The organism is Nitratireductor indicus C115, assembly GCF_000300515.1.
Classification (GTDB): domain Bacteria; phylum Pseudomonadota; class Alphaproteobacteria; order Rhizobiales; family Rhizobiaceae; genus Nitratireductor; species Nitratireductor indicus.
On the sequence record NZ_AMSI01000012.1, the window covers coordinates 1 to 23,580 of the forward strand.

Consider the following 23,580-nt stretch of genomic DNA (forward strand, 5'->3'; position numbering starts at 1 on the left):
AACTCCCGCGCGAACAGGTCGCGGAGCATGTCGGCGACGGTGACGCCGCGCTGGAAGGCCGCGATCTTGATGCGGCCGCGCAACGCCGGCGTGATGTCCACGGTCAGCCGCGCCGAATAGACGTCGGCGGCATCCCTGCGTGGCGACGCTGCGTCGCCGATCTTGATCCAGTTATCGGGATCGGCCGGGCGCGTGGCGAAGCCGCGCTTGTCCGTGCCGGACGTCATGACGGGCCTCCGTCATGGAATGGCAAGACGGCAGCGATGCGGTCACGGGCGCGGTCGGCCATCGTCGGGTCGATCTCGCAGCCGATGTAGCGACGGCCGGAGAGCCGGCAGGCTTCGCCGGCCGCACCGGATCCCGCGAACCAATCGCCGACAAGACCACCGGGCGGGCAGCTCGTGCGGATGAGGATTTCGAGGAGGGCGGAAGGCTTCTCGGTCGGATGGATGGCGCGACCGTGGCAGTTGCGCACGTAGATGACCGAGCGCATCAGGCGTGGGCCACCGTCATGGCTGACATAGTAGCCGGGATCGATCTTGCCGGTATGGGGTGGACGCTGCTTGCGCCGCACCGTGCGGGCGGTCGCGTCGGGCGTGGTCTGCGGATCGTTGTATATCTCGCCCCAGGGCGTCTCGGCCGGATAGAACTGGACGGCCAGCTCATGCACGCGCTTGAAGCGGTCGGCATGAAAGCTGCTCCCGTCCTGCTTCTCCCAGACGATCTCCTGGGCGAGCCGCAAGCCAGCGTCTGCGAAACGGCCGGCGCTCGCCATGAAGCTGCGCAGCGAGCCGAAGACCCACATCGAGCCGGTTGGCGCAAGCGCCGCGCGTGCGAGCACTAGCCAGCCCTCGACCCGCCGGTCCCATGCGAGCGACGTGTCGCCGTAAGGGGGATCGGCGAGGATCATGTCGAACGGACCGTGCGATGGCATGCGGTCCCGGCAGTCGCCGGACAGTATGATTTCGGGGAGCACAATCATGGCGCGGTCCTCCCGACGCCGAGGCGCGCGATCTCGGTGGCCAGCGCCGCGATCTCGCGCGTTGCCGGCGAATGGCGGTCGATGTCGGATGTGAGCCGTCCGGTCTGCGCGGCGTTGGCGAAGACGACGCGCTGGCCGATGGTGGTGGCGAGCACCGGAGGATCGTGGTCAGCCAGCGTCTCGGCCGTCTCGCGTGCGATGACGGTGCGCGCGCCGCAGCGATTGAGGACGAAGCGGGCGGCGAGCTGCGGCTGGTAGATGCGCGCTTCCGCCAGAAGCGCCAGCATCTCGGCCGAAGCCCATCCGTCGAGCGGAGACGGCTGCACCGGGATCAGCACGAGGTCGGCGGCGAGCAGCGCCGAGCGCATCAGGCCGGCAACACGCGGCGGGCCGTCTATGACGACATGATCGACGCCGCCGGCGATTTCCGGCGCTTCGCGATGCAGCGTGTCGCGCGCCAGGCCGACGACGCCGAACAGGCGAGGCAGGCCCTCGCGCGCGCGTTGCTGCGACCAGTCGAGAGCCGATCCTTGCGGGTCGGCGTCGATCAGGGTGACGCGGCTTCCGCGTGACGCCATCTCGCCGGCGAGATGGAGTGCAAGCGTCGTCTTGCCGACACCACCCTTCTGATTGAGGAAGGCGACGATCATCGGCGTTCTCCCAGCCGATCGAGGGGGAGCCGTGGGGCGACGGTTTCAGCGAAGCCGGTGCCGTCGGGCGCCGTTGACGGATTCGCAGCGGATGGCCCGGCCGGCGTGCCCTTCTTTCCGGCGATGCCGAGACTTCGGGCCGTGTCGCGAATGAGGTTTTCCACATCGCGCGCGCGCTCATAAAAGTTAGTATTATTGTTAGACTCTAAGTTAAGGCCGGGAATCGTCGTGTCGGGCCAAAGCGTTAGCTGGCGCCTTTGCGTGTGATCTCCCGAAGGACTTGCGTGTGATCTCCCGAAGGGTCGTGCGTGTGATCTCCCGATTGCATCCACAGCACTATCCACAGGCCCGGCCGATGACGGCGCGGGCAGGATGCGCAATATTTCACGGCGACCGTCGCGCTCGATGCCCAGGTGATAGCCGGGCAGCGGCTGGCGCATGGCGATGCGGCGGATCTGGAGCGCAAAATCGGAGACGCGCGCGAGGCTACCGGATTTCTCATGAAGGTGGTGGAGGTCGAAAACCCAGCCATGCCGCTGGCGGCCGGCATGCTTGCGGGCGACGCGATAGAGCCAGCGTTCGATCCCGCCCTTCAGCCGGAAATAGGCCGGGTCGATTGCAAGGACGAGCGAGCGGTCGACGACGCCCCGATAGAACCAATCGGGCAGGACCAACTCCATGCCCTCGACCCGGCCGTCGAGGCGGGTGAGTTCCTCCCATTCGTTGACCCAGGAGAATTGATGCCGCCGCCAATGCTCGCCATTGCGAATCGTCGTGCGGATCGAGGTCGATTGCAGCCGCGTCAGCGCGGCCTTGAGCAGCTTGTAGTCGCTGGCGCCGGTTTCGCGGCCGATAGCCGTCAGGAGGTGGTAGGGCGTGAAGCGCAGGAAGCGGGAGGTCGCAAGGCGGAGGTTCTCGGCCTCGACGATCTGACCCGCCGCCCAGATGAGGATATCCGCGTCCCAGATCGTAGCCATGCCATGCTCGGGGACGGCAAAGACCTCGACGCGCACGGCGCCGGCTTCGTAGAGGATCGGCACGGTGCGGCGCGACTTAGACAGCGAGAAGAATGGGCGCTCCATGAGGTCGCGCTGGTCGCGCGGGCTGGCGTCGCCCGTCGCGATGACGAAAGGGTCGAGGCGCGCGCGCTCCGAGATAGGAAGGCGTCGGGACATGCCTGACAGCCCTCAACGCGCCGAGCGACTAGGCGCGGGATAGTGCTGCCTGTTGCCCGGCAGGGCGGGCAGCACGCTGCCGCGCGGATCGGAGGTCGAGGCGACGGTGCCACGCTCGGCCCAGGCTTCGAGTTCGTCGATCGCATAGACGACGCGGCCGCCAAGCTTGCGGAAAAGTGGTCCGGTGCCATAGGTCCGGTGCTTTTCCAGCGTGCGGGGCGAGAGGCCGAGAAAGTCTGCGGCTTCCCTCGTGCGCAGAAAGCGCGGCGGCAGGAGAGCGGGATTGGGGTACATGGATGCCTCCGTGGCTCTGGGGGATGCCGCTCGGGGGGAGCGGCGGTCAGGGGTCACGGTGGCGAAGAAGCGGGGCGCAGGGAGTGGGGGATTTCAGGGGGTATCGAATAACCCCACCCTGACCGGGGCGGGGTCAGAGGCGGCGGCGGAAACGCAGAAGCTTGAGATAACCGCCGGCGATCATGGCGGTGCCGTCACGGATGAGATCGCGTACGGTGTCGCGGAGTGGCGAGGATTGCCAGTGCTCCTTGGCGATGCGCTCGACGCCGAACAGGACCTGTGCGATCTCGCGCTGGCTGGCGCGATGCTGGCGGGCGTCGACAGCGCGCAGCATCGCCTTGAGCCGCCTTCGCTGTTGGGCGGTCATGCGCTGATCGGGCGGAACGCGGTAGCCGGCCAGGTGGCGCAGCAGGCGGTCGAGCGCGGCAATGCGATCGAGACCGTCGCGGTCAAGCGCGATAGCAACCGATATCGGATCGTCGGGCCGAATCGCGGGATCGGCGACCAGGTGCAGACCAGTACCGATCTCGCGCAGGAGGAGATGGAGTTCGTCTGGCGTGATCCTCTTCTCACCGGCAAGGAAGGCGCGCAGGGTGACGGCTCCCTCCCGGGCAGGCGCCAAGTTGCCCGCCAGCCGCAGAATAGCGGTGTCGGCAGTCTCACTCCAGAAGATCGGTTGGTCGCCTGCCGTCAGACGTGGCCGGGCCGCGAAATCGCAACCCCCAGCGGCTCTCCATCGTTTCGGGGAGCGGCTTGCCAAGGCGGTCTGCACGCCGCAGGTCACGATAGTCTTGCTGATAGTCGCCGTTCCGCCGTAGACACTCCCAGGCGAGATGATCGACGCCTGCCTCGTCCATGAACCGATAAGCGGACTCTATCCGCCAGCGCGACGTGTCGGGTCTCATGATATTCCTCCCAGGCTACGAACGCAGGTCAAACGGGAAGATGATCCGGCCGGGTTGCGCGCCGCGGAAGTGCCTCAGGCCGCAAACCGTCTTGCCTTGTCAGCAATGCGATGGGCTACGAAACTTCAGTTCAGGCGGCCGAGGCGCAGAATCTTGTAGCCGTGTTCAGTCATCCAGTGGGCGCGGGCGAGGTGCGTATCGTGTATCCGGCGCGCGCGCTCGGGCTCGGTGTCGGGGTCGATGCCGAACAGGATTTCGACGGCTTCCTGCCAGTCAGCACCGTCCGCCTCGGCATCGAGCAGACGACAATAGAGTTTCACATGCATGCGGTCGTAATCGGTGAGAAAATCGCCGTTGGGTGCTTCATCACGAAAGGATAGCGTCGCCATTGCGTCCTTTCCCCAATTGCGACGTCTGGTGCGATGGCGCGCACAATATCACAATGACGTGATTGGTAAACGACGATTCACCATAGCGCGCACGCATGCGGCATCGCGTCCGGTTTGGGGACATGGCGTCAGCGACGCACAGTGTTCGGGACATCCAGCATCACTCCGATATGCCGGTCGGAATTGATGAAGACAATGCCTGCCGCTTCCAACGCCCTGCGAACCCTGTCGGCAGTACTCTCGAAGACGCGCTCCCCATTGACCGACTCCATGCGCTTGAGCGCGGTCAGCGATACGGTGGCCCTGTCTGCGAGCGTCTCCTGTGTCCAACCCAGCAATGCGCGCGCGGCCCGAGTTTGATGGGCGGTGATCATACAAGATCACCTCCCACCGGCACTGAGTCTCGCGCCAGAACTACGGCTATAATAGCCGTAGTTTACAAAAGAATCGAGCCATAATCGCTCGCTGAGGCAATCATGCAAGCGTAAGAGACCCCCGAGTGATTCGGCTTGCCGAGCGCCGCGCCGATGGTGGCCCGGCATCACTCCTTACGAGGCGAAGGGGGCCAGTTCATCGACGTTGGTCCCGTGATGATTGCCGTCCACCACAACTCGCCTATCCAGCCGTCTTGTTGCCGCCTTCACGGGATAGCTTGTCGTTTGACGATCAAAACTGGACGCTGGGAATCCCCAACAATAGTGCGAGAGTATCTCAATTGCAGTTTGTCGCCGCTCTGTCCGCTATCTTCTTTATGACCATGGTTGCGGCGTCGGGAGTCGCCTTGTCCCAGGGGACAACCACGACGCCGGCTCAGCAATCTGAACCGAAGGTGATTGTGGAAGCCGATCCGTTGCCGCCTTTCACCTATTGGGCGCCGGAGAATTCGACGATCCGCAATCATCCGCGCCTTCCCGGCGTCTGGATCACCGAGACGGCGGATGGTCCGCGGATATATTATTTTGGAGACAGGTGCCGAGCTTCGGAGTTTCAGGGCTTTATCGGCAAACAGCTTGATGCGCTCCCTGAAAGGCCGGCTGACGCAACATGGCGGATGACGTGCTCGATATGCGCGGTAACGTCGAATCTCGGTCGTGAACGGATGAACGTTTTCTACGACGATGATTCACGCGAGATCATATCGATCTCCTGCGAGTAGACCTGAGTAAATATGCGGAAAAACATGAGGGAGGCCCGGCGGCTTACGCCGCCGGGTTTCCATCTCTTCCGGCTAGAACGGTATTTCGTCGTCGTAGTCGGACTGTCTACCGTCGTTGTTTTCAGTCTGCTTCGCCCGGCTCAGGAAATCAACCGTCTCGGCGATGATCTCACACCCGTAGCGGTCGTTGCCCTGCTGGTCCGTCCACTTCGTGTAGTGGATGCGCCCGCGAACCAGAACCTTCATGCCTTTCTCGCAGTATTGCTGGACCGTCTTGCCGAGACCGTTGAAGCAGGTGATCCGGTGCCATTCAGTATCCTGAACCCGGTAGCCGTTCTCGTCGCGGACAACCTTGCCGTCCGAGTAGCGGGGACGTGAAGTGGCCAGGGTGAAGTGGGTGATGCTGGTGCCTCCCTGAGTGGTACGGGTTTCAGGGTCCTGACCGATGTTGCCGGCGAGAATGACGATGTTCTGCATTGTAAGTCTCCGTTGCTTCTCGGAGGGACCATCCCTCCGACGAGACCCGGCCAAGGCCGGCGGGAGACGCCTGCAACTGCCTGCTCGCTGGCAGCTCGCCCATAAGGCCCGGAGTGGAGCGGGCAGTCGCGCTTGCGCGGCAACACGGTCCGGAGCCGCGTGGGTTGCGGCCGGAAACCGCACGGACTTAGGGGATCAGTCAGTCGGAGGGATGGCGCCGCTGAGACGGGTACGAACCGAGGCGCACAGCAGAACCATCCTTGCCGTCAACAACAAACCGTCGGGTCCGCTCATAACGCACGGATAGGCGGCGCCTGCCGTTCTCCTCTTTAAGCCACATGCATCTGTCCTACTGGAGGTTGGCGGGGAAGAAACCGGACAAGCTTATCGGGCTACCAGATATGGAACCTCACCGTATTCGCTTAATTTGCGGACGACCGGTCAGGCGGAGCTGGGAAAGGTGATGAAGGTAATCGTGGGCCGCATTCATCGCTATTTGGACCGGCAACCAGACAATGACCGTTACGGGCGCGAGAGGCATTCCGTGTCCGAGCCTCCACGGTCGGGATGAAGCAGGCCGGAAGCGACGGCATAACGGCAGAACTGACGTCACATGCCAATTTTTGGCAGGAAAGACAGAACCCGGCGGCACAGGCCACCGGCTTTCATCGTGGGAATGATGGCCCGCAGTTGCCGAATCAACGAGAGAAGACAGAGACACCAAGCGCGTTCAGATTGACCATAGCGGCGATACCGATGAACAGGCCGCCTGCTCCGCCGAGCAGATTGAGTACTACCGTCGAGTCGATTGCGTTCTTCGTGACGCCATGCATGAGGGCATATCCGGCGATGGCGGCAGGGATCGCGAACATCGCGAGCGCAATCACGCGCAAGGTCGGGCTCTTCGCGAAGCCGAGAATGCCGATCACCAGCGCAATCGACAGCAAAGCGGCTCCTGCGCCCGCAAAGCCGCTCATGAATATTCCGGCGCCGCCGGCCCACGCATACTGCGCGGCCGAGATCGCAACCATGACGGGCAGCGCGTAGATCGCGAGATTGTAGGCAATGATGCAAAGCATGATCGTCAGCGAGATAGCAAGCAGGATCAGCGTCATGGAAACCTCCAGAAACGGTTGAGGGTCACGGCAGGCTGCCTGTGGATACGCTCCGCCTGCGACTATGCTACTGTTCCGGTTCTGCAAGGATGGTCCATAAGAGCCATTGACCTCTCCAGTAGTCAAGTATCGGCGACTGGAACAGCCGCCAGGTGGCGGCGCTTACGCGCCGCCGTCGAACTTCATGACGGGGATGCCGAGCTTGCGGGCCTTGTCGCCAAGGTTTTCCTGAATACCCGACCCCGGAAAAACGAGAACGCCGACGGGCAGGACGTCGAGCAGCGCGTCGTTGCGCTTGAAGGGCGCGGACTTGCCATGCTTCGTCCAGTCAGGCTTGAAGGCGACCTGCGGCACCTTGCGATTGTCCGCCCATTTCGCGGCGATCAATTCGGCGCCCTTGGGCGAACCGCCATGCAGCAGCACCATGTCGGCGTGCTTTGCGCGAACCTGATCGAGCTTCGCCCAGATGAGGTTGTGGTCATTGTAGTCGAGACCGCCGGTCAGGGCGACCTTGGGACCGGGGGGCAGCATCACCTCGGTCTCGGCCCGGCGCTTCGCGGCCAGGAAGTCGCGGCTGTCGATCATCGCGGCGGTGAGATTGCGATAGTTGACCATTGAGCCGGTGCGAGGGCGCCAGGCGGTGCCGGTGTGGCGCTCGAACTGTTCGGCGGCGATGTCGCGGAAGAGTTCCATGCTGTTGCGCCGTTCGATGAATGTCTGCCCTTCTGCCGTCAGGCGTTCCAGCTCGACGGACTTCACCTCGCTGCCGTCCTGTTCCCGCTGAAGACGGCGCTGCGCCAGCTCGTTATCATCCAGGTTGCGCTCTACCCGGCCGGTGGCGCGATGGAAGACATTGACGGTCGACCAGAGCAATTCGTCAAGGTCGGGTTCGAGGCGGGTATCGCCGAGCGTGGCGATCAGGGCGTCGAAGATATCCGCGACGGCGCCGGCGACGGCGTTGCCTTCGGGAAGCGGCCTCGGGTCCGCTTCATCCTGAAACGGACGCCAGCCGTAAAGCTGGAGTTCGGTGAGGACATGATCGGTGGGGGAAGAGGTGTGAACCAGCCCGAAACCCGTATCGTCGTCTTCGTGCATCATCGGGAGCTTCCTTCGTCTGGAGCCGCGCCCATCGCGGCCTTCGCAGGCGTCGAAAGCCCACGGGCGGGCCGGGCTGGCATCCTCGCGCTCCCGCGAGGGCTCGATGACCGGGTGCGGGCTATTTTGTCTGTCGCGATGCAAAGGTGGCGCAGCCGCCGGCGGAAAATAGCCCGAACCCGGCCATTGCCTGCCCGGATCGTTTGTGGGCCGATCGCCCTTTGAGAAGGCCGTGGGCGTGGCCTCTCCGACAGGCAGCGCAAGGTAATCCCTGGGGACGAAAGGTGGAGGCGGAGCGCAACACGCCTCCTTTTTCGCCGATCCCCTCACGCCTCCAGAAAACGCGCTCTGTCATCAGGATGAAGCTGACCGGCGAGCGCCACCCGCAAGGCATCGGCGCCGGATTCGCGGAGATCCTCGTTGAAGTCCCCGCGCACCGGCGACAATGCCACGACCTCGATCCCGGCACTCGCGGCTCTGGCAATCAGGCTGTCTCGCGCGTTGTCCCCGGCCGGATCGCGATCTCTGAGGACATAGAGCCTGCGCAGCGCTGGCGGGAACAGGATGGCGGCGAGATGTGCGGCCGAGAGTGCCGCCATCATCGGCATATGGGGCAGAACCTGACGGGGCGACAGCACGGTCTCGATCCCTTCGCCGGCGACGAGCACCTCACCGGTCACCCCGAAGCGGACGCCGTGCCAGAGAAGGTCGCCCATCGCCCGCCGCGGGGTTTCGACATCCGCTTTCGCTGCGCCGTCGGGGGCGAGCCAGGTGCGGTGCGCTCCGGTCTGCCGCCCCGCCAGATCGGTCACGGCGGCAACAATCGCGGGCAGCATCTGCCGGGGCGCATGATCATCAGGTCTGTAATAGCACCGGGGATGAAAGCGCAGGCTGGCGGTTCCGTGCAAAGCCGTAATGCCGCGATTGCGGAAATACGCTTCTGCGAGTGTGCCGCCGATCGGCTGTGACATGGCAAAGAGCCGCCGCGCCGCTTCAGGTGATCCCGACGACGCTCTGCTTGACGTCCTGCCCGTCGGCGTTCTCGCCTTTTCAGGTTCGGGATGTGGGAGCGAAAGGAAGCGGCGCGCTTCCTCGGCGACGTCCTTGAAGTCGGTCAGGCCGAGCGTCTCGCGGATGACGTCGAGAAGATCGCCATGCTCTCCGGTCGCGGAATCGGTCCATTTGCCCGCAGCGCCCTTGCCGGATTCCGGCCCGGTCAGGCGCACGAACATCGAACGGCCGGGGCTGTTCTGAACGTCGCCGACGACCCAGTATCGTCCGGCGCGGCGGCCGGACGACAGGTAGTGGCGGCAGACCGCCTCGGCATTGCGACCGAGACGGCTTGCCAGTTCGGAAGCATCATGACGGGCCATTACGCTGCCTCCCGTTCACCGATGCGCTGCACTGGCCAGCGGTCGAGCAGTTTGCCGAGAACCACAGGGCCATTGGCATCGACCGGCACGAACATGCGCAGCTTCCACGAGATGATCTCATGAAACAGCCCGTAGGCCGTGAGGCGTTCGCGCATTGTGTCGGTGAAACCAGACAGTTCGATGCGGCTGACGCCCATGACGCGGGAGCGGCGAAGCTGCAACCCCTCGGCAAGATCGAGGACGGTGCGGCCATCCATCAGTGCGGTGAAGGCGGCATCCGGCGTCAGCGAACTGGCGCCGGTCGTTACCGCGTTGGCCGCCCAGGCCGGCGAGACCTTGCGACCGATGATGCGCTCGCCTTCGTCGGTCTGGAGGCGATAGACGCGCGAGGATTCGTGCGGAAGCCGTTTCCAGATCGGCAGCAGCAAGCCGGTGACGATATGGATCGTGCTGTCGGAGAATTCCGGCACCTCCGCGATTTCTGCATTCCAGGCTGCTGAGAAGGAGTGCTCGTCGGCTTCAACCCAATGGGTCTCACCCATCATCCTGACTGGGATGTTGTGGCTGTCCATCGGCCGGATCAGCCGTACGCGCCGCTCGATCTCGCCATCGTCCAGCATGATACTGGTGGTCGGGATCTGGACGGCGGCGCGGCCCGAACGCTCGTTGATGAGGAGCTTCGCTTGGCGGTCGTCGAGATAGCTAAGCGCATCGTCCAGCGTAACCGGACGATTGCGTTCGCGCTGCGTGATCGTCAGCAACCGGGTTTCCGCGCCGGTGCCCGGATGGGTATAGATGGTCTGGCGATCGGTGACGATGAAGCGTTCCGCCGTCAGCGTCTCCAGCCCGACATCGTAGCTGCCGCTGGCGATCGCGCCCTCGATCCTGGCGTTCAGCAACTGTTCGAAGGCGGCAAACAGGATGCCTTGAAGCTCGATGGTCAGCGCCAGCAGCCGGTTGAGAAAGGTGGTGATCGGCGGCAGATCGTCCTTGATGCCGGTCGAATCCATCAGCTTCAGGCCGGTGGCGGATTCGAAGCGGTCGAGCGAGCAGCCTTCGACCTTGCCGCGGACCAGAAGGAGATAGAGCTGGCGCAGCGCGTCGCGGGCATAATGGCTCTCCAGATTGTCCTCGGGTCGGAAGAGGCCCTGTCCGCCAGTCTGGCGCTGACCGCGCGTGATCGCGCCGAGTGTATCGAGACGTCGGGCGATGGTGGAGAGAAAACGCTTCTCGGCCTTGACGTCGGTCGCGATGGGCCGGAAGAGCGGCGGCTGCGCCTGGTTCGTGCGATGCGTGCGACCGAGGCCCTGGATGGCGGCGTCGGCCTTCCAGCCCGGCTCGAGCAGGTAATGCACGCGCAGCCGCGTATTCCGCGCCGATAGCTCCGCGTGGTAACTGCGGCCGGTTCCGCCTGCATCCGAGAAGATCAGGATGCGTTTCTGGTCGTCCATGAACGCCTGCGTCTCGGCGAGATTGGCTGCTGCTGCGCGGTTCTCGACCACGAGCCGGTCGCCGATGTCACCGGTGCCCGGCTTGCGGATGATGCGGCGCGAGCGGCCAGTCACCTCCGCGACGAGATCGCACCCGAAATACTGGACGATCTGGTCGAGCGCGCCCGGAACCGGCGGCAGGCTGGCCAGCTTTTCGATCAGTGCGGTGCGGCGTGCAACCGCCTCACGACTTTCGACGGGTTGGCCGTCGCGGAACACCGGACGCGAGGACAGATTACCCTCTGAGTCGGTGAAGGGCTCGTAGAGCTGCACCGGGAAGCTGGTTTCCAGATACGACAGGACGTACTCACGCGGAGTAATGTCCATGCGTACGTCGTTCCATTCCTCGGTCGGCAGGTCGGCCAGGCGGCGCTCCATCAGCGCCTCGCCGGTCGAGACGATCTGGATCACGGCGGCATGGCCTGCCTCCAGATCGGCGTCGATGGACCGGATCAGCGTCGGGGTCTTCATGCTGGTGAGCAGATGGCCGAAGAACCGCTGCTTGGCCGATTCGAACGCGGAACGGGCGGCGGATTTCGCCTGCTTGTTCAGAGTGCCGGCACTGCCGGTGATGTTGGCCGCCTCCATCGCTGCATCGAGATTATTATGGATGACGGCGAATGCGCCGGCATAGGCGTCGTAGATGCGGGTCTGCTCGGGCGTCAGCGAGTGCTCGACCAGCTCGTATTCCACGCCGTCGAAGGAGAGCGAGCGGGCGGTATAAAGACCGAGCGCGCGAAGGTCGCGGGCCAGAACCTCCATCGCCGCAACACCGCCGGCCTCGATCGCCTCCACGAACTCGGCCCGCGTGGAAAACGGAAAATCCTCGCCGCCCCACAGGCCGAGCCGCTGCGCATAGGCGAGGTTATGGACGGTCGTGGCGCCGGTTGCCGAGACATAGACGACTCGGGCATTCGGCAAGGCGTGCTGAAGGCGCAGGCCGGCGCGGCCCTGTTGGGACGCAGCGACGTCCCCTCGTTCACCTTTGCCGCCGGCGGCGTTCTGCATCGCGTGCGCCTCGTCGAAAATGATCACTCCATCGAAGTCGGAGCCCAACCATTGGACGATCTGCTTGACCCTGGAAACCCTTTCTCCACGGTCGTCGGAACGTAGCGTGGCATAGGTTGTAAATAGGACGCCTTCCGGCAGCGTGACCGGCTTGCCCTGCGGGAATCGCGACAGCGGCGTGACCAGCAGACGCTCCATCCCGAGCGCCGACCAGTCGCGTTGGGCGTCCTCCAGGAGCTTGTCGGACTTGGAGATCCAGATCGCCTTGCGGCGGCCCTGGAGCCAGTTGTCGAGAATGATCGCGGCCGATTGCCTGCCCTTGCCGACGCCGGTGCCATCGCCGATGAAGAAGCCACGCCGGAAACGCACGGCATTCTTCGCATCTTCGCGTGCGGCGGAGACGAGATCGAAGGTCTCGTCCACCGTCCACGAACCGGCGAGATAATCGGCATGGGCCTCGCCGGCGTAGATTACGGTCTCCAACTGCGCATCCGACAGGAGGGCATGGATCGCGCCCGGAAGATGCGGGCGATAGGCCGGCTTCGGCGGCGCTACGGAGGCCATCGCCGCCGACTGCACCAGCATGGTGGGATGCGCCTGAGAGCCGCGAATACGGATCGCCTGCAATCCGTATTCTTCATAGATAGCGTCGGAGATGCGGCCGCCCTCCGCGGGCGACCAATCGACGGTCTCGTAGTCGAGGGGCGCGCCTTCCGGTTCGGCCATCGCTGGGGCGGGAGCGGCCTTGGCGGCGCGGGTGAGATAGCCCCGCACGCTGCGGGCGGCGGCTGGCGCAGCCGGGGGCACGGCGACGGCCGGATCGACGGGGAGCCGGGTGGGCAGATGCTCGGCGAGCCATCCGAGCAGCGTGGCGACATCGGGCGCGACGCCGGGCGCGGCAGGGAATGCGGCAGGATCGTCAGCTGGGAGCTTATCGATGACGGTGAGTCGTGTCGGATAGGTCGTGCCGTGCTTGGCATAGACCGAGCCGTCAATCGCGGTGGAGAAGACGACGCGGCCGCGCTCCTGCAGACGCGTATAGGCCGAGGTCCAGGCCGGCGCGTCGGGTGCGAAGTTCGCTCCTGTAATCGCGACGAGGCGGCCGCCGGGCGCAAGACGCGCCAGCGCCGAGGCGATATGGCGGAAGGCGGCGTCGGCCACACGGCTCTCGACATTGGCCATGACCGAGAACGGCGGGTTCATCAGCACGACGGACGGCAGAAGGCTGGCTTCGAGATGATCGTCGATCTGGGCGGCATCGAAGCGGGAGATGGACAGGGCCGGGAAGAGGAGAGACAGGAGACCGGTGCGAGTCTGGGCGAGTTCATTGAGAACGAGTGAGCCGCCTGTGATCTCGGCCAGGATGGCGAGGAGCCCGGTCCCTGCCGACGGTTCCAGCACACAGTCTGCCGGCGTGATCGCCGCCGCCGTCACGGCCGCCAGGCCGAGCGGAATCGGGGTCGAGAATTGCTGGAAGGACTGCGCCTCTTCAGAGCGGCACGTATGCGTCGGCAGGAGACCGGCAATCTTGGCGAACTGTGGCAGCACCGTTGCCGGAGAGGCGGATTTACGGAAAAGCGCCTTGCCGTATTTGCGCAGGAAAAGAACGGTTGCCGCCTCACAGGCGTCATAGGCTGTCTTCCAGTTCCAGGCGCCAGTGGCATCGGATGCGCCAAAGGCAATCTCCATTGCGCCGCGCAATGTGGCTGCGTCGATGCGCTGACCACGTTCGAGATGAGGAAGAAGGATCTGTGCTGCGGCGAAGACGGAGGCAGGGATGTCAGCGTCGGAGGCAAGCGGAACCGGCACTGTCGCGGATGCCGCTGCGGATACGGAAATCATGTTCATGGGAAAAACCTCGGGAGAGCAGGACAGGATCGAGCCCGCGCAGCGCTCTCTCGATCGCACAGGCTCGAACCCGTCCCGGCCTTCCTCTCCCTCTACCCGGAAGCACGGCCGCCGTCGGTCACTGCTTGAATGATGGCGCGCAAGCGGTTATCTTACGTTTGTCTTACGCCATAAAAGGTTAGGGCCGATGGCCAACGCGGATAAGCTCACCACCACCGTCTCCACCAAGGGACAGGTCATCCTTCCCAGCGCCATCCGCCAGCGGCGGGAATGGGGGGCAGGAACGCGGCTCGTGGTCGAGGAGACGCCGGAGGGCGTGCTGCTGAAGCCAGTCCCAGCCTTCGCCGAGACGCGACCGGAAGACGTGTTCGGCGTGCTGGCCTGGAAGGGCAAGCCAAAGACGCTTGAGGAGATGGATGCCGGCGTGCTGGCCGAGGCAAAGCGCCGCCATGCTCGCGATTGATACCAATCTGGTCGTCCGCTACCTGACCGGTGACCATCCGAAACAATCGCCGCGCGCCCGCGACCTGATCGACAGGCAGCCGGTCTTTGCCGGCGTCACGGTGATCCTCGAAACCGAATGGGTGCTGCGCAGCACCTATGAATATCGCCCGGCAGAAATCGCCCACGCGCTACGGGTTTTCGCCGGCCTGCCGACCGTGACGGTCGAGGACGGTGCAATCGTCGCCGCCGCCCTCGGCCTTGCCGAGACGGGAATGGATTTCGCGGATGCGCTGCATCTCGGCCGCGCGGCGCATTGCGAGGGTTTCGCGAGCTTCGACCGCAAGCTGGTCAAGGCGGCGAAGGCCGCCGGATATGCGGGCATTCGCGAACCCTGACCGCGATCAACCGAAACGGCGGCCCGCCGCCGTGAAGGTGTATTCGTTGGCAACGATCGACTCGTCCACCGCCTCGTCCGAAGTCAGGTATTCGTATTCACGCTCCAGCTGACGATAAAGCCAGCGCGCCAGATCGCGCAGCGCCTCGATGACGACCTCCTCGGCATCGACGGTCATGTCCTGATATGTCGGACTATCGCGCTCGACCGAGATCGACATGCAGTATTCGTGATAATAATGCCCACGATGGCTGGCCTCGGCGCGAAGCTGGTAGAAATTGCAGCGCTGGATCGCCAGCAACGCATCGGCGATCTCATGCAGCTTTACGTCCTGCGGCGCATAGGATCGGATCTCGGCGGAGGCGTTTTTCCGGTAGGAGTAGAACCCCTCCCAGCAGGCTCCATCACCTTGCGACCAGAAGCCCCGAAACCAGATGCGCGGCTCCTGCCGCGATCCGCCGCCCATAAGCCGCACGGCACTGGTCTTAAAGCAGATGCCGAGAATGTCCGCGATGCGCTGGAAATCTTCATAGACCGCATCATACCAGTCGTAGTCGAAGCCGCCCTCACGATACCAGGCACGGGCTTTGTCCTTTGCGGCATCGGAAAGTTCATCGAGCCGATAGACCGTGGTTTCGATGATCTCAGGCATCGGGATCACCTCCATACAGCACCTCGGCGAGCCAGCCGTCGGTATAGGTCCAGGCGACGGTTTCCCCGGTGGCCAGATCAAGAACATGTGCACCACCGCCGAAGCCGTCGACGCGCGGCTTCGAGCAGGTGTTGGCGTATTGAAACCCCCAGCGGCCGGTCAGGCCGAATACTGCGGCGCAGCGTTTGACGAATTGGACGACGTGCTCGGGATCTCCGGTGACGTCATCGCGCATCCAGAGCTGTGTACCGCCATGTTCGGGCTGGATCGAGAGGAGGAAGCTGTCCGAAGGCGGTTCTTCGTCGGCGTTCGCGTCGGACAGGGTGTTGTAGAGATCGAGGGCATGAGCGGCATTATCCGGCGTGCCGACATCGAGCAGACAGGAGAAATGGGTGAAGTAGTCGGCCATGACAGGCTCCTGAAACGGCAAAGCCCGGCGCAAGGCCGGGCTGATTGAAGAAAGAAAAAGGGATCAGGCTGCTTGCGGCAGATGGAGCAGCTCGGCGGCGGTCTCGCGCCAAAGCGGATCGACCAGCCGGGCTTCCAGCAGTGCCGCCCGGAACCGCAGGGCGCTGGCCGACGCATGATCGCCCCGCCCGGAGGCAGCGAATGCCAGGCCGCGCTGCCGGCTGGCGTCGATGACGATGCGGCAGGCCTCGCTGTCGCTGGCAACCGGCTGCTCCCAGAGAATGATCCCGGCACGGATTTCACCGGCGAGGACCAGGCCGAGCGCGCGGTCCTGAATGACAATAAGGCGCGGCTCGAAGCACAACCCGGTGTCGTCGCCACGGCCGATATCACCGCGCGAAACGCAGAGCCCGGCAAGAGCGATGGCGCCTTCCGGCGATGCAGCCTCGCCGAGCAAGACGCTGCGGTCGCGATAATCGGCATCCGTGGCTCCGGCATAGCTGACGGCGCCAAGGCAGGAAATGCGCAATGGCAACTTCTGCGCCCGCTGACATTCGGGCAGCACCCGATCTGCAAGAATCCGCCCGATCGGGGCGAAGGTGGATTGGCTGGTATGGGTCATCTGGATCGCTCCGCGACGGGCGCCGAGAGCCTTTCTCTCAGCATCCAACCCGTCACGGCCAAAGGCCCGACCTCTTCCTCTCATCTGCCGAAGGCGTCCGCTTCCGGCGCTGTTTCTGGCGATGGGCCGACCGTCGCATGGCGGAAGACCCGGATGCATCTTGCGCGTTCCGGGCCGGCGGGAATGAGGCGCTTTCGCGCCTCAGCTCCATGGGTCGAGTTCCAGTTCCACCATCTCGTCGTCGCCGTCGAATTCGTTGGCGGGCATGGCGCCGTGGGTTCCATCTCCGGCCTGGAACACGACAATCGGGACCATCAGCGTGGTGGCGAGGCTGGCGGCGAAGGCGGTGGCATCTGCATAGGACATGGGTTCCGGCTCCTGTCTTTGGGGGGCGGGGGACCATCCCCCGCGCGACAGGCGCCCGAAGTGTCTGACCGGGTCTGCAATCACCCTCGCGCGTTCGGCTCGTCCGAATCCGCGAGGGCGGCACGCTCGCGTAAGCCGACCCCCCTCGTGGGTTGATTGACAAGGAAACGGCTCAGACCAAGGTCAGCGAATGGAAGCGGGGGTGGTGTTCTGCCTCTGACAGGATGCCGAAATCCCGTCGTAGGTGCCGCGCCCCGCCAGCCTTTCCCCCATGCCGGTCTCACCGGATCGACGTGTTCCAGGCCGGGGTCGGAATCCAGCTCCACACGGTATGGCAAGAACGGCGGATGCTGGTGAAACTGACACGCGACTGGGGATATGGTCAGCTCCAATGCCCCTCGGCGATCTCGCGGACGATCAGGGCGCGGGCCTTCAGCAACAGGTCATCGCCACAGGTATCGATATGGCCATAGAACCGGGCGCGCGCACCGTACCGGCTCCAGTCGGCATAGTAGCAATATTCGCGGGCATTGAGGCGGAAGGCCCGCAAGTCCTCAGCCCAATGCGGCTTGGGCTCGACGACAACAGTGATACCGTCGCGCGTCTCCTCCCAGGGCAGCGACCGCTCGGCCGGGGGATTTTCGCGGTCGGCCTGAAAGATGAAGTCGATGTCGATATGGTCAGCCATGACGACCTCCATAAAAAATGCCCGGCGCGATGGCCGGGCGAGTTGAAAAACGGTACGGGCGGCCTGCGCCGCCCCGTATGCGGTCATTCCGCAGCGACGAGGTGCAGCCGGTCTTCCTCTTCTTCAGCCGCTGCTTCCTCGTCGTCACCGTCGCCGGCGAGGAAGTCGGGCAAAGCCTCGACCTCGCCATCGGTGTCGGCGGCCGCATCACCATCGAGATCGACCAGGCGAAGCGGTTCGGGCAGCCAGCCGGTATCGGCCAACAGGCGCTCGGCTTCCTTGGCCATGTCGCCCTTCTTCAGATGGTCGATGAGCTGGGCCGCCCGTTCGCCTGCGCCCTCGCGCACCGCCGCGAGGATCTGGGTCTTGGTCACACGACCGAGATAGTTCTCGACCGTGGGCCGCCATCCCGCATCGAGCACCATGTCCATGCCGGTGGCGCGGGCGATCCGGTCGGCTCCGGCAAGGCGGCGATCAAGGCCATGCTGCGAGATACCGGAACCGCTATATGGGTTCGGGCGCTCGTAGAGCGCATTGACGCCGTAGCTGACGCAATGGGCAAGCAGCGCCATGCGGCTCGCCTCGTCAAGCGCGGCGATCCAGTCCCAGAGCGCCGCTTCGTCGGAAGGCAGGTCAGTCTTCCATGCGTCGAACCGCTCACCAATGGCCTTGGCTGAAGGGCTGTCGCTGAGATCCGCGCCCTGCGAAGGGAAGTAACGCTGGCGCACGGAGACCTCCAGGCACCCGGTCGGCGCGGAGAAATAATAGCGCTCCATCACCATACGGTGCAGTAGCGCCGTCATCGCGACGTGCGGATTATTGGCGAGCGCTTCCTGAAGCGCGACGGTGCGATGGGCGGTCAGCTTGATGACGAGCCGCTCGGGCAGCGGCTTCACGCCATCGTCGTCATCGTCGTCTTCGGTTTCGACCGGCTGGCCGCCGATCGTGACGACGGCGCGCTGCACCTCACCGTCATTTCCGGCGGCGGCAGCGTTTTCGTTCTCGCCGTCCCCGGCATCGGCCACCGGCTCGTCCTCGGGCCGGACATAGCCACGCTCGATGACAGGCTCGCCGTCGCGGTCGATGCTGATGAAGACACCGGCGCGGGCGATCTCGGCAGGATCATAGATGATGGGGCGCTTCTCGAAGCCTTCCAGAGCGGCCTCGATCTCGCCGAGGCGCCGATCGATCTCGTCGGGCAGTTCGTCATGCTCGGAATATTCCGATTCAAGATCGTCGTACTCGTTGCGCAATGCCTCGCGCGCGGCGCGCTCCTCGTCGGTGAGATCGGCGAAGCTGCCGGTGATCTCGCGAAGGCCGTTGTCGTAACCGTAGGGATGGTTGGTATCGACAGCGATCCACTTCCAGCCTTCGGCCGCCACGTCATCGGCAATGGCCTTCAACTTCTCCGAAACCAGGCGGTCGAGAAGCGCAACGTCTTCGAGCCAGCCGCCATCGTCCTCGGAGAAGAGGTCGCGCAGCATCGCGCCGCCGGCCTGCTCATAGGCGTCCACGCCGACGAAGCGCACGCGCTTGTCATCGGTTGGAACGGTGGTCTCGGTCAGGAGCTGGCGGACCTGCCAAGGCTGGACATTGTAGGAGCGCTGGACAGCCTCCCAGACCTGTTCCTGGCGGGCATGGTCGGGATTGACGGTGAATGCCTCCAGCATCGCCAGTGGCATGCCGTTGCGCGCATAGACTTCCAGAAGAGCCGGCGAGACCGAAGCCAGGCGCATACGCTGCGTGATGTAGCGCGGTGTGGTGCGATAGGCGTCGGCGATCTCCTCCTTCGTCATGCCGTCGTCGAACATGCGCTTGAACGCCCGGAACTGGTCGAGCGGATGCAGGCCGAGCCGGAGCATGTTTTCCGCGAGCGAGTCGTCGACGGCCGAGGTCTTGGCGTCGGCCTTCTTGACGAGGCAGGGAACGAGGCCATCGGCGGGAAAGCGTCCGGCCTCGACCAGACGCGCGATCGCCCGGAAGCGCCGACCGCCGGCCGGGGTCTCGAAATCGCCGGTCTCGTTGCCGTCGGCGTCGAGGATGGCGCGGACATTGATGCCCTGCACGATGTCCTCGCGACGGTCGATGTCGTGGGTGAGATCGTCGAGACCGGCCTCGACGTCGGTTTCGCGGACATTGCTGTCCGAGAGGCGGATGCGATTGAAGGGAATGTCACGCGAGCGCGAGAAGACGATCATCGCGGTCGCGGGCTTCTTCGACTTCCTGGCAGCTTTGGCCATGGTGGTTTCTCCGTGACGGGCGGCCGAGACCCTCTCTCGACCTTCCAACCCGTCACGAAATCCCCAACCCCTCTCTCACTCTCGACCAAGCCGCGCGCACGACGCTACCAGTCGAAGCGCTGCGGTCGCTCCGCATTCACCCGGTATTTCCGGCGCAGCGTGAGGATCGCCGCCTCCTGCCGGTCGATCTTGCGCCGGAGCCGGTCAAGATCCGGCCCCGCGACCGCCATGAGGCGATCGAGCACCCGTTGATATTCTGCTTCGTCGGCGCCTGTCCAGCGGCTCATGCGCCGGTGGTAGTGCCGGGATTTCGGGCGCAAACGAATGGTCTCGCCTTCGGCGCGATTGCTCAGTGCGCGTTCGGCAAGCGCGAGATTGCGCCGCGCAACTGCAAGCGCGTCTTCCATGCGCGCCAGCAGTGAGCACAGACGATCAGGAGGCATCATCACGCTGTCCTCCGTCGTCAGGTGGGCTGGGTCTATGCCTGCGGCGAAAGTGCATCAGGTGCCCTCCCGTCGGGCACGCGCCGCGGCATAGATGATCCGCTCGGCGCGGCGGATGCTGCCGGCTTCCCGTGCGGCCTCAGCCCAGACCGAGATCGGAAAGTCGCCGGAAAAGAGAATGTCGCGCTCGATACCAAGTCCGAAAGGCAGGCTCACCGAGGCCATCTCCTCGAGCGAGAAATAGCCAAGCTCCGGCTCGCCGAGATCGGCCAGACCAAAGAGGATGTCGCCGTCGGCATCGAGTTCGGTCGCCAGCCAGACGCCAGCGCCAAGCGGGTTGAAGAATTTGACGACCGGCACATGATCTGTGTCGCGCTGGCGGCCATTGGCGAGAAGCTGCGCGCGCAGCTCGTCCGTCAGGAGGATCATGCCGCCCTCCTATCGATGGCGGTCTCGGGCGCGGCTGGCAGCTGCTCGTCGTTCGGCAGGAAGGACAGCAGCCAGTCGGCCGCCTTGCTCGCCTGCGAGGCGGCACGCACGATGGCGCGCGAATCTTCGCGAAGCGCTTCAAGCCACGCCCCGATATAAATCGCGTGACGCACGGTCGGCACAATACCGAGGGCAGCGCAACTGTACGCCGCGATCAGTTCGGCTGTGATTTCTTCGACCGAATAGAGCCTGGTCCCGAACGAGCCGGACAAGTCACGGTTCAGCCGGCTGTGATGGCCACTGGCGTGACCTAACTCGTGCAGCGCCGTGCGGTGCCAGTTGATCGGCTCGAAATACGCCTGCGGCGGCGGGACCATCACATAGTCCTGGGACGGGACGTAGAAGGCCCGGTTGCCGCCGATGCGGAAGTCGACGCCCGTCGCCCTTATCAGCGCCTCGACCCTCGGCTCGATCAGGCCGGGCGGTGGCGGCGGTGCGACCGTCGCGATGTCGTCGGGCAGCCCGTCGCACTGCGCCACGTTGAATACCGTGTACCGCTTCAGAAACGGGATGGCATGGGCCTCGTCGCCAGTCTCGCGGGCACGACGCTTCTCGTCTTCCGGGGTGAAGCGGTCGGCATAGACGACTGTGGTGCCGCGCTCGCCTTTGCGGACATTGCCCCCAAGCGAGAGGGCCTGGCGAAATGTGAGCCAGCCCTGGCAGGGAAAGCCGTGCTCAATGACGGCGCCCCAAAGGATGAGCACGTTGATGCCGCTGTAGGTGCGGGAGGTCGTGGCGTTTTTTGGCAGGCCGAGCGGTGCCTTGGCCGCCGACGTACCCCAGGGCTGCACCCACGGCACGCGACCGGCCTCCAGTTCGGCGATGATTTTGGTGGTGATCTCGTCATAAAGGTTCGCCCGATCCGAGCCGGTGCGAACGCCGCGATCATGTCTGGACATTGCGATTCTCCGCGACGGGCGCCGGAAGCCTCTCTCCCAGCCTTCAACCCGTCACGGCAAACCCGTCCGCACTCTCAACTCTATCGGTGATTGACTTGGGTAAGGGACATAATCGCTATCGGTTGGCCGCTATGAAGGTTGTCGTGATACCCTCCCGCCCTGACTTCGCTGCAAATCGCTACGTCACGCTACGCTATCCGATTTGCCAAAACCGTTTCAAAAACCGTTTCAAGCCGGCATTTTGAAACGGTGTGATTTTGCTAAGTCTTTGAAATAATTGGCGCGCCCGAAAGGATTCGAACCTCTGACCCCCAGATTCGTAGTCTGGTGCTCTATCCAGCTGAGCTACGGGCGCGTTGATTGCCACAGGGCAATCGAAGCGGCAGTCAGTAACTGCCGACCGCGGTTACCTAACGACTGATGCGGATAAATGCAAGCGCCCAAAAGGGAATTTTCGAGATATCTTTTCCACACGCCTCCAACCCCTTGCAATGCAAGGTCGCCGTCGCGTCCCGGCGTCAGTGGCCCGCCTTTGTCTCAGGCAGGGTGATGGAAAATACCGTGTGCCCGCCATGGCTTTCGAGGAGTTCCAGCTCGCCCCCATGAGCGCGTACGAGTTCGCGTGCAATCGCCAGGCCGAGGCCTGTGCCTCCGCTCTTGGCGGAACCCCGAAAGGGCGCGAACAGATTTTCGCGCGCTTTCTGCGGCAGCCCGGGGCCGGTATCGGTTACCGTGATCCGCGTGCCGTCTCCATCGGTTGCTGCATCCACCGTCAACCGGTGGATCACCCCCGTTTCCTCATCGGCCGCCATGGCCTGGGCGGCGTTGCGGCAAAGATTGGCGAGTGCGCGGAAGAGCTGTTCGGCGTCCGCATTTACTTCCAGGTCGGCATCCACCGCGTTGATGAATTCGATACTGCCGCCATCCAGCGGCAGCACGCTGCGCACCTCCTCCACGAGTTGGTGCAGATGCAGGCGTCTCCGGTTCGGCGGCGCTTCCTGCGTGCGGCCATAGGTCAGCACGCCCTCGGAATAAGTGACGGCACGATCGAGTGTTCTGAGTAGGCGCGGCGTCAGCGTCTTCACAGCCGGGTCCTCGATCTGTGTGAGCCGATCGGACATGAGTTGCGCGGAAGCAAGCATGTTGCGCATGTCGTGATTGATCTTCGATACGGCAAGGCCGAGATCGGCCAGACGCTGTTGTTCGCCGAGCGTTTTCTGGAGAGCGGATTGCATGCGTGCGAGCTCGCGCTCGGCAACGCCGATCTCATCGCCGCGCGGTTCGGGCACGATCACCCGGCGTGGGTCGTTCGGCGCCCCGGCGAAGGCCAGCATCGACCGTGTCATGTCGCGGATCGGCCGGATCATGATGCGGTTGATCGCGTAGAAGACAAGCATCGCCGTAAACAGCGAGATGATGAGCGACAAAAGAGCGACATTGCGCGCATAGATCAGCATCGCTTCGCGCAATCCGCTATCGGGGATCAGGATTTCGAACACCTTGCCGCTGTCTCCCACCGCGCCGAAAATGCGCATGACCCTGTCGCCGCCGAAAAACAGCGTGCTGAAGGTCTGGCGGATCGCTTCCACCGGTGAAATCGTGTCGAGGTCGACATGCACGTCCACCACGGGCGGCATGTCGGTGATCACGAGGATGCGGGAAACGTCTTCATCGCGTACAGCGATAGCCTTGACCCCGGTCGCCATCAGGATCTCGTCGCGCACGGGCGGGGAAAGGGCCTGGTGGTCGCCAGCCATCAACAGAACGCTGACCGCGGCGGCATTGCCGAGGCGCTGCGTCATCCATTGCAGGCCGAAATTGGCGACCGACGGAATGAAGATCAGCACTTCCGCGATCATCACGAAAAGCACGGTGAGAAACAGAAGCTTGGTCGACAGACCGCGTGTCAGCGGCACGGAACCCGTTACGCCTTGCTCCTCCTGCGTGTCGCGCGTCTCTCTGTGTTCCATTGCCATGC

General features: G+C 64.2%; 27 protein-coding genes and 1 tRNA gene. 3 read left to right on the forward strand and 25 right to left on the reverse strand.

The window, feature by feature from the left end; all coding sequences use genetic code 11:
• The 9 genes from NA8A_RS16545 to NA8A_RS16585 all read right to left on the reverse strand — a co-directional run.
• On the reverse strand, window positions 1-227 hold a 227-nt coding region (locus NA8A_RS16545), incomplete at its 3' end, for a hypothetical protein (protein WP_009451503.1).
• Complete coding sequence (locus NA8A_RS16550; protein WP_009451504.1) at window positions 224-982, reverse strand: DNA-methyltransferase; 759 nt, start codon at window positions 980-982, stop codon at window positions 224-226. The genes NA8A_RS16550 and NA8A_RS16545, both read right to left, overlap by 4 nt.
• On the reverse strand, window positions 979-1,632 hold the full coding sequence (gene parA / locus NA8A_RS16555) for a ParA family partition ATPase (RefSeq protein ID WP_009451505.1): 654 nt from the start codon (window positions 1,630-1,632) through the stop codon (window positions 979-981). Before parA ends, NA8A_RS16550 begins: the two co-directional genes overlap by 4 nt.
• On the reverse strand, window positions 1,629-2,807 hold the full coding sequence (locus NA8A_RS16560; RefSeq protein ID WP_009451506.1) for a replication initiator protein A: 1,179 nt from the start codon (window positions 2,805-2,807) through the stop codon (window positions 1,629-1,631). The genes parA and NA8A_RS16560 overlap by 4 nt, the downstream gene beginning before the upstream one ends.
• Before the next feature lie 12 nt (window positions 2,808-2,819).
• Window positions 2,820-3,101: a helix-turn-helix transcriptional regulator gene (locus NA8A_RS16565; protein ID WP_009451507.1), complete on the reverse strand. Its 282-nt coding sequence runs from the start codon at window positions 3,099-3,101 to the stop codon at window positions 2,820-2,822.
• Window positions 3,102-3,234: 133 nt separating this feature from the next.
• Window positions 3,235-3,723: a DUF2285 domain-containing protein gene (locus tag NA8A_RS16570; protein WP_009451508.1), complete on the reverse strand. Its 489-nt coding sequence runs from the start codon at window positions 3,721-3,723 to the stop codon at window positions 3,235-3,237.
• Window positions 3,724-3,760: 37 nt separating this feature from the next.
• The gene (locus tag NA8A_RS25515) at window positions 3,761-4,006 is read right to left on the reverse strand and encodes a transcriptional regulator domain-containing protein (RefSeq protein ID WP_009451509.1); all 246 of its coding nucleotides are present in this window, start codon (window positions 4,004-4,006) and stop codon (window positions 3,761-3,763) included.
• 125 nt (window positions 4,007-4,131) lie between these two features.
• Window positions 4,132-4,395 carry a hypothetical protein gene (locus tag NA8A_RS16580; protein ID WP_009451510.1) on the reverse strand — a complete coding sequence of 88 codons (264 nt, stop codon included), beginning with the start codon at window positions 4,393-4,395 and terminating at the stop codon, window positions 4,132-4,134.
• A gap of 128 nt (window positions 4,396-4,523) precedes the next feature.
• Complete coding sequence (locus NA8A_RS16585; RefSeq protein WP_009451511.1) at window positions 4,524-4,769, reverse strand: helix-turn-helix domain-containing protein; 246 nt, start codon at window positions 4,767-4,769, stop codon at window positions 4,524-4,526.
• Window positions 4,770-5,047: 278 nt separating this feature from the next.
• Here NA8A_RS16585 and NA8A_RS16590 point away from each other — a divergent pair, with 278 nt between their 5' ends.
• Window positions 5,048-5,551 carry a hypothetical protein gene (locus tag NA8A_RS16590; protein WP_122519264.1) on the forward strand — a complete coding sequence of 168 codons (504 nt, stop codon included), beginning with the start codon at window positions 5,048-5,050 and terminating at the stop codon, window positions 5,549-5,551.
• 72 nt (window positions 5,552-5,623) lie between these two features.
• Here NA8A_RS16590 and NA8A_RS16595 read toward each other — a convergent pair whose 3' ends face one another.
• The 5 genes from NA8A_RS16595 to NA8A_RS16615 all read right to left on the reverse strand — a co-directional run bounded on the left by NA8A_RS16595 (window position 5,624) and on the right by NA8A_RS16615 (window position 13,957).
• On the reverse strand, window positions 5,624-6,028 hold the full coding sequence (locus NA8A_RS16595) for a single-stranded DNA-binding protein (RefSeq protein ID WP_009451513.1): 405 nt from the start codon (window positions 6,026-6,028) through the stop codon (window positions 5,624-5,626).
• A 698-nt stretch (window positions 6,029-6,726) separates the two neighbouring features.
• Complete coding sequence (locus NA8A_RS16600; RefSeq protein WP_009451514.1) at window positions 6,727-7,143, reverse strand: hypothetical protein; 417 nt, start codon at window positions 7,141-7,143, stop codon at window positions 6,727-6,729.
• 162 nt (window positions 7,144-7,305) lie between these two features.
• A complete protein-coding gene (locus NA8A_RS16605; protein ID WP_009451515.1) occupies window positions 7,306-8,238 on the reverse strand; it encodes a DUF2493 domain-containing protein in 933 nt (310 codons plus the stop codon).
• A 326-nt stretch (window positions 8,239-8,564) separates the two neighbouring features.
• Window positions 8,565-9,611 (reverse strand): DUF7146 domain-containing protein, encoded by a 1,047-nt coding sequence (locus NA8A_RS16610; RefSeq protein ID WP_009451516.1) that lies wholly within the window; start codon window positions 9,609-9,611, stop codon window positions 8,565-8,567.
• Entirely contained in the window at window positions 9,611-13,957 is a 4,347-nt protein-coding gene (locus NA8A_RS16615) for a strawberry notch family protein (protein ID WP_009451517.1), read from the reverse strand. Before NA8A_RS16615 ends, NA8A_RS16610 begins: the two co-directional genes overlap by 1 nt.
• Window positions 13,958-14,144: 187 nt before the next feature.
• Between NA8A_RS16615 and NA8A_RS16620 the strand changes: the two genes are divergently transcribed.
• Together NA8A_RS16620 and NA8A_RS16625 are read left to right on the forward strand one after the other, a co-directional pair.
• Window positions 14,145-14,420, forward strand: a complete 276-nt coding sequence (locus NA8A_RS16620) for an AbrB/MazE/SpoVT family DNA-binding domain-containing protein (RefSeq protein WP_009451518.1) — start codon at window positions 14,145-14,147, stop codon at window positions 14,418-14,420.
• The gene (locus NA8A_RS16625) at window positions 14,407-14,796 is read left to right on the forward strand and encodes a type II toxin-antitoxin system VapC family toxin (RefSeq protein WP_009451519.1); all 390 of its coding nucleotides are present in this window, start codon (window positions 14,407-14,409) and stop codon (window positions 14,794-14,796) included. Before NA8A_RS16620 ends, NA8A_RS16625 begins: the two co-directional genes overlap by 14 nt.
• Before the next feature lie 6 nt (window positions 14,797-14,802).
• On the opposite strand, the gene NA8A_RS16630 is transcribed toward NA8A_RS16625, so the two are convergent.
• The 11 genes from NA8A_RS16630 to NA8A_RS16675 form a co-directional block, all read right to left on the reverse strand.
• On the reverse strand, window positions 14,803-15,447 hold the full coding sequence (locus NA8A_RS16630; protein ID WP_009451520.1) for a hypothetical protein: 645 nt from the start codon (window positions 15,445-15,447) through the stop codon (window positions 14,803-14,805).
• Entirely contained in the window at window positions 15,440-15,856 is a 417-nt protein-coding gene (locus tag NA8A_RS16635) for a hypothetical protein (protein ID WP_009451521.1), read from the reverse strand. The genes NA8A_RS16630 and NA8A_RS16635 overlap by 8 nt, the downstream gene beginning before the upstream one ends.
• A gap of 63 nt (window positions 15,857-15,919) precedes the next feature.
• Window positions 15,920-16,477 carry a hypothetical protein gene (locus tag NA8A_RS16640; RefSeq protein WP_009451522.1) on the reverse strand — a complete coding sequence of 186 codons (558 nt, stop codon included), beginning with the start codon at window positions 16,475-16,477 and terminating at the stop codon, window positions 15,920-15,922.
• A gap of 201 nt (window positions 16,478-16,678) precedes the next feature.
• Window positions 16,679-16,843 carry a hypothetical protein gene (locus tag NA8A_RS25135; RefSeq protein WP_009451523.1) on the reverse strand — a complete coding sequence of 55 codons (165 nt, stop codon included), beginning with the start codon at window positions 16,841-16,843 and terminating at the stop codon, window positions 16,679-16,681.
• Between the two features lie 382 nt (window positions 16,844-17,225).
• Entirely contained in the window at window positions 17,226-17,531 is a 306-nt protein-coding gene (locus NA8A_RS16645; protein ID WP_009451524.1) for a hypothetical protein, read from the reverse strand.
• 83 nt (window positions 17,532-17,614) lie between these two features.
• Window positions 17,615-19,771, reverse strand: coding sequence for a ParB/RepB/Spo0J family partition protein (locus NA8A_RS16650; RefSeq protein ID WP_009451525.1), 2,157 nt, complete (start codon window positions 19,769-19,771; stop codon window positions 17,615-17,617).
• A 104-nt stretch (window positions 19,772-19,875) separates the two neighbouring features.
• The gene (locus NA8A_RS16655) at window positions 19,876-20,217 is read right to left on the reverse strand and encodes a hypothetical protein (protein ID WP_009451526.1); all 342 of its coding nucleotides are present in this window, start codon (window positions 20,215-20,217) and stop codon (window positions 19,876-19,878) included.
• Between the two features lie 54 nt (window positions 20,218-20,271).
• Window positions 20,272-20,643: a DUF2958 domain-containing protein gene (locus tag NA8A_RS16660; protein ID WP_009451527.1), complete on the reverse strand. Its 372-nt coding sequence runs from the start codon at window positions 20,641-20,643 to the stop codon at window positions 20,272-20,274.
• Complete coding sequence (locus NA8A_RS16665) at window positions 20,640-21,602, reverse strand: ArdC family protein (protein ID WP_009451528.1); 963 nt, start codon at window positions 21,600-21,602, stop codon at window positions 20,640-20,642. Before NA8A_RS16665 ends, NA8A_RS16660 begins: the two co-directional genes overlap by 4 nt.
• A 278-nt stretch (window positions 21,603-21,880) precedes the next feature.
• A tRNA-Arg gene (locus NA8A_RS16670) sits at window positions 21,881-21,957 on the reverse strand.
• A gap of 163 nt (window positions 21,958-22,120) precedes the next feature.
• Window positions 22,121-23,572: a sensor histidine kinase gene (locus NA8A_RS16675; RefSeq protein WP_009451531.1), complete on the reverse strand. Its 1,452-nt coding sequence runs from the start codon at window positions 23,570-23,572 to the stop codon at window positions 22,121-22,123.
• Window positions 23,573-23,580 lie beyond the last annotated feature (8 nt).

Excerpts from the sequence above, each read along its gene's own strand:
- NA8A_RS16550 (WP_009451504.1), bottom strand. The coding sequence starts at position 982 with ATGATTGTGCTCCCCGAAATCATACTGTCCGGCGACTGCCGGGACCGC.
- parA (WP_009451505.1), bottom strand. The coding sequence starts at position 1,632 with ATGATCGTCGCCTTCCTCAATCAGAAGGGTGGTGTCGGCAAGACGACG.
- NA8A_RS16560 (WP_009451506.1), bottom strand. The coding sequence starts at position 2,807 with ATGTCCCGACGCCTTCCTATCTCGGAGCGCGCGCGCCTCGACCCTTTC.
- NA8A_RS16565 (WP_009451507.1), bottom strand. The coding sequence starts at position 3,101 with ATGTACCCCAATCCCGCTCTCCTGCCGCCGCGCTTTCTGCGCACGAGG.
- NA8A_RS25515 (WP_009451509.1), bottom strand. The coding sequence starts at position 4,006 with ATGAGACCCGACACGTCGCGCTGGCGGATAGAGTCCGCTTATCGGTTC.
- NA8A_RS16580 (WP_009451510.1), bottom strand. The coding sequence starts at position 4,395 with ATGGCGACGCTATCCTTTCGTGATGAAGCACCCAACGGCGATTTTCTC.
- NA8A_RS16585 (WP_009451511.1), bottom strand. The coding sequence starts at position 4,769 with ATGATCACCGCCCATCAAACTCGGGCCGCGCGCGCATTGCTGGGTTGG.
- NA8A_RS16595 (WP_009451513.1), bottom strand. The coding sequence starts at position 6,028 with ATGCAGAACATCGTCATTCTCGCCGGCAACATCGGTCAGGACCCTGAA.
- NA8A_RS16600 (WP_009451514.1), bottom strand. The coding sequence starts at position 7,143 with ATGACGCTGATCCTGCTTGCTATCTCGCTGACGATCATGCTTTGCATC.
- NA8A_RS16605 (WP_009451515.1), bottom strand. The coding sequence starts at position 8,238 with ATGCACGAAGACGACGATACGGGTTTCGGGCTGGTTCACACCTCTTCC.
- NA8A_RS16610 (WP_009451516.1), bottom strand. The coding sequence starts at position 9,611 with ATGGCCCGTCATGATGCTTCCGAACTGGCAAGCCGTCTCGGTCGCAAT.
- NA8A_RS16615 (WP_009451517.1), bottom strand. The coding sequence starts at position 13,957 with ATGAACATGATTTCCGTATCCGCAGCGGCATCCGCGACAGTGCCGGTT.
- NA8A_RS16620 (WP_009451518.1), top strand. The coding sequence starts at position 14,145 with ATGGCCAACGCGGATAAGCTCACCACCACCGTCTCCACCAAGGGACAG.
- NA8A_RS16625 (WP_009451519.1), top strand. The coding sequence starts at position 14,407 with ATGCTCGCGATTGATACCAATCTGGTCGTCCGCTACCTGACCGGTGAC.
- NA8A_RS16630 (WP_009451520.1), bottom strand. The coding sequence starts at position 15,447 with ATGCCTGAGATCATCGAAACCACGGTCTATCGGCTCGATGAACTTTCC.
- NA8A_RS16635 (WP_009451521.1), bottom strand. The coding sequence starts at position 15,856 with ATGGCCGACTACTTCACCCATTTCTCCTGTCTGCTCGATGTCGGCACG.
- NA8A_RS16640 (WP_009451522.1), bottom strand. The coding sequence starts at position 16,477 with ATGACCCATACCAGCCAATCCACCTTCGCCCCGATCGGGCGGATTCTT.
- NA8A_RS25135 (WP_009451523.1), bottom strand. The coding sequence starts at position 16,843 with ATGTCCTATGCAGATGCCACCGCCTTCGCCGCCAGCCTCGCCACCACG.
- NA8A_RS16645 (WP_009451524.1), bottom strand. The coding sequence starts at position 17,531 with ATGGCTGACCATATCGACATCGACTTCATCTTTCAGGCCGACCGCGAA.
- NA8A_RS16650 (WP_009451525.1), bottom strand. The coding sequence starts at position 19,771 with ATGGCCAAAGCTGCCAGGAAGTCGAAGAAGCCCGCGACCGCGATGATC.
- NA8A_RS16655 (WP_009451526.1), bottom strand. The coding sequence starts at position 20,217 with ATGATGCCTCCTGATCGTCTGTGCTCACTGCTGGCGCGCATGGAAGAC.
- NA8A_RS16660 (WP_009451527.1), bottom strand. The coding sequence starts at position 20,643 with ATGATCCTCCTGACGGACGAGCTGCGCGCGCAGCTTCTCGCCAATGGC.
- NA8A_RS16665 (WP_009451528.1), bottom strand. The coding sequence starts at position 21,602 with ATGTCCAGACATGATCGCGGCGTTCGCACCGGCTCGGATCGGGCGAAC.
- NA8A_RS16675 (WP_009451531.1), bottom strand. The coding sequence starts at position 23,572 with ATGGAACACAGAGAGACGCGCGACACGCAGGAGGAGCAAGGCGTAACG.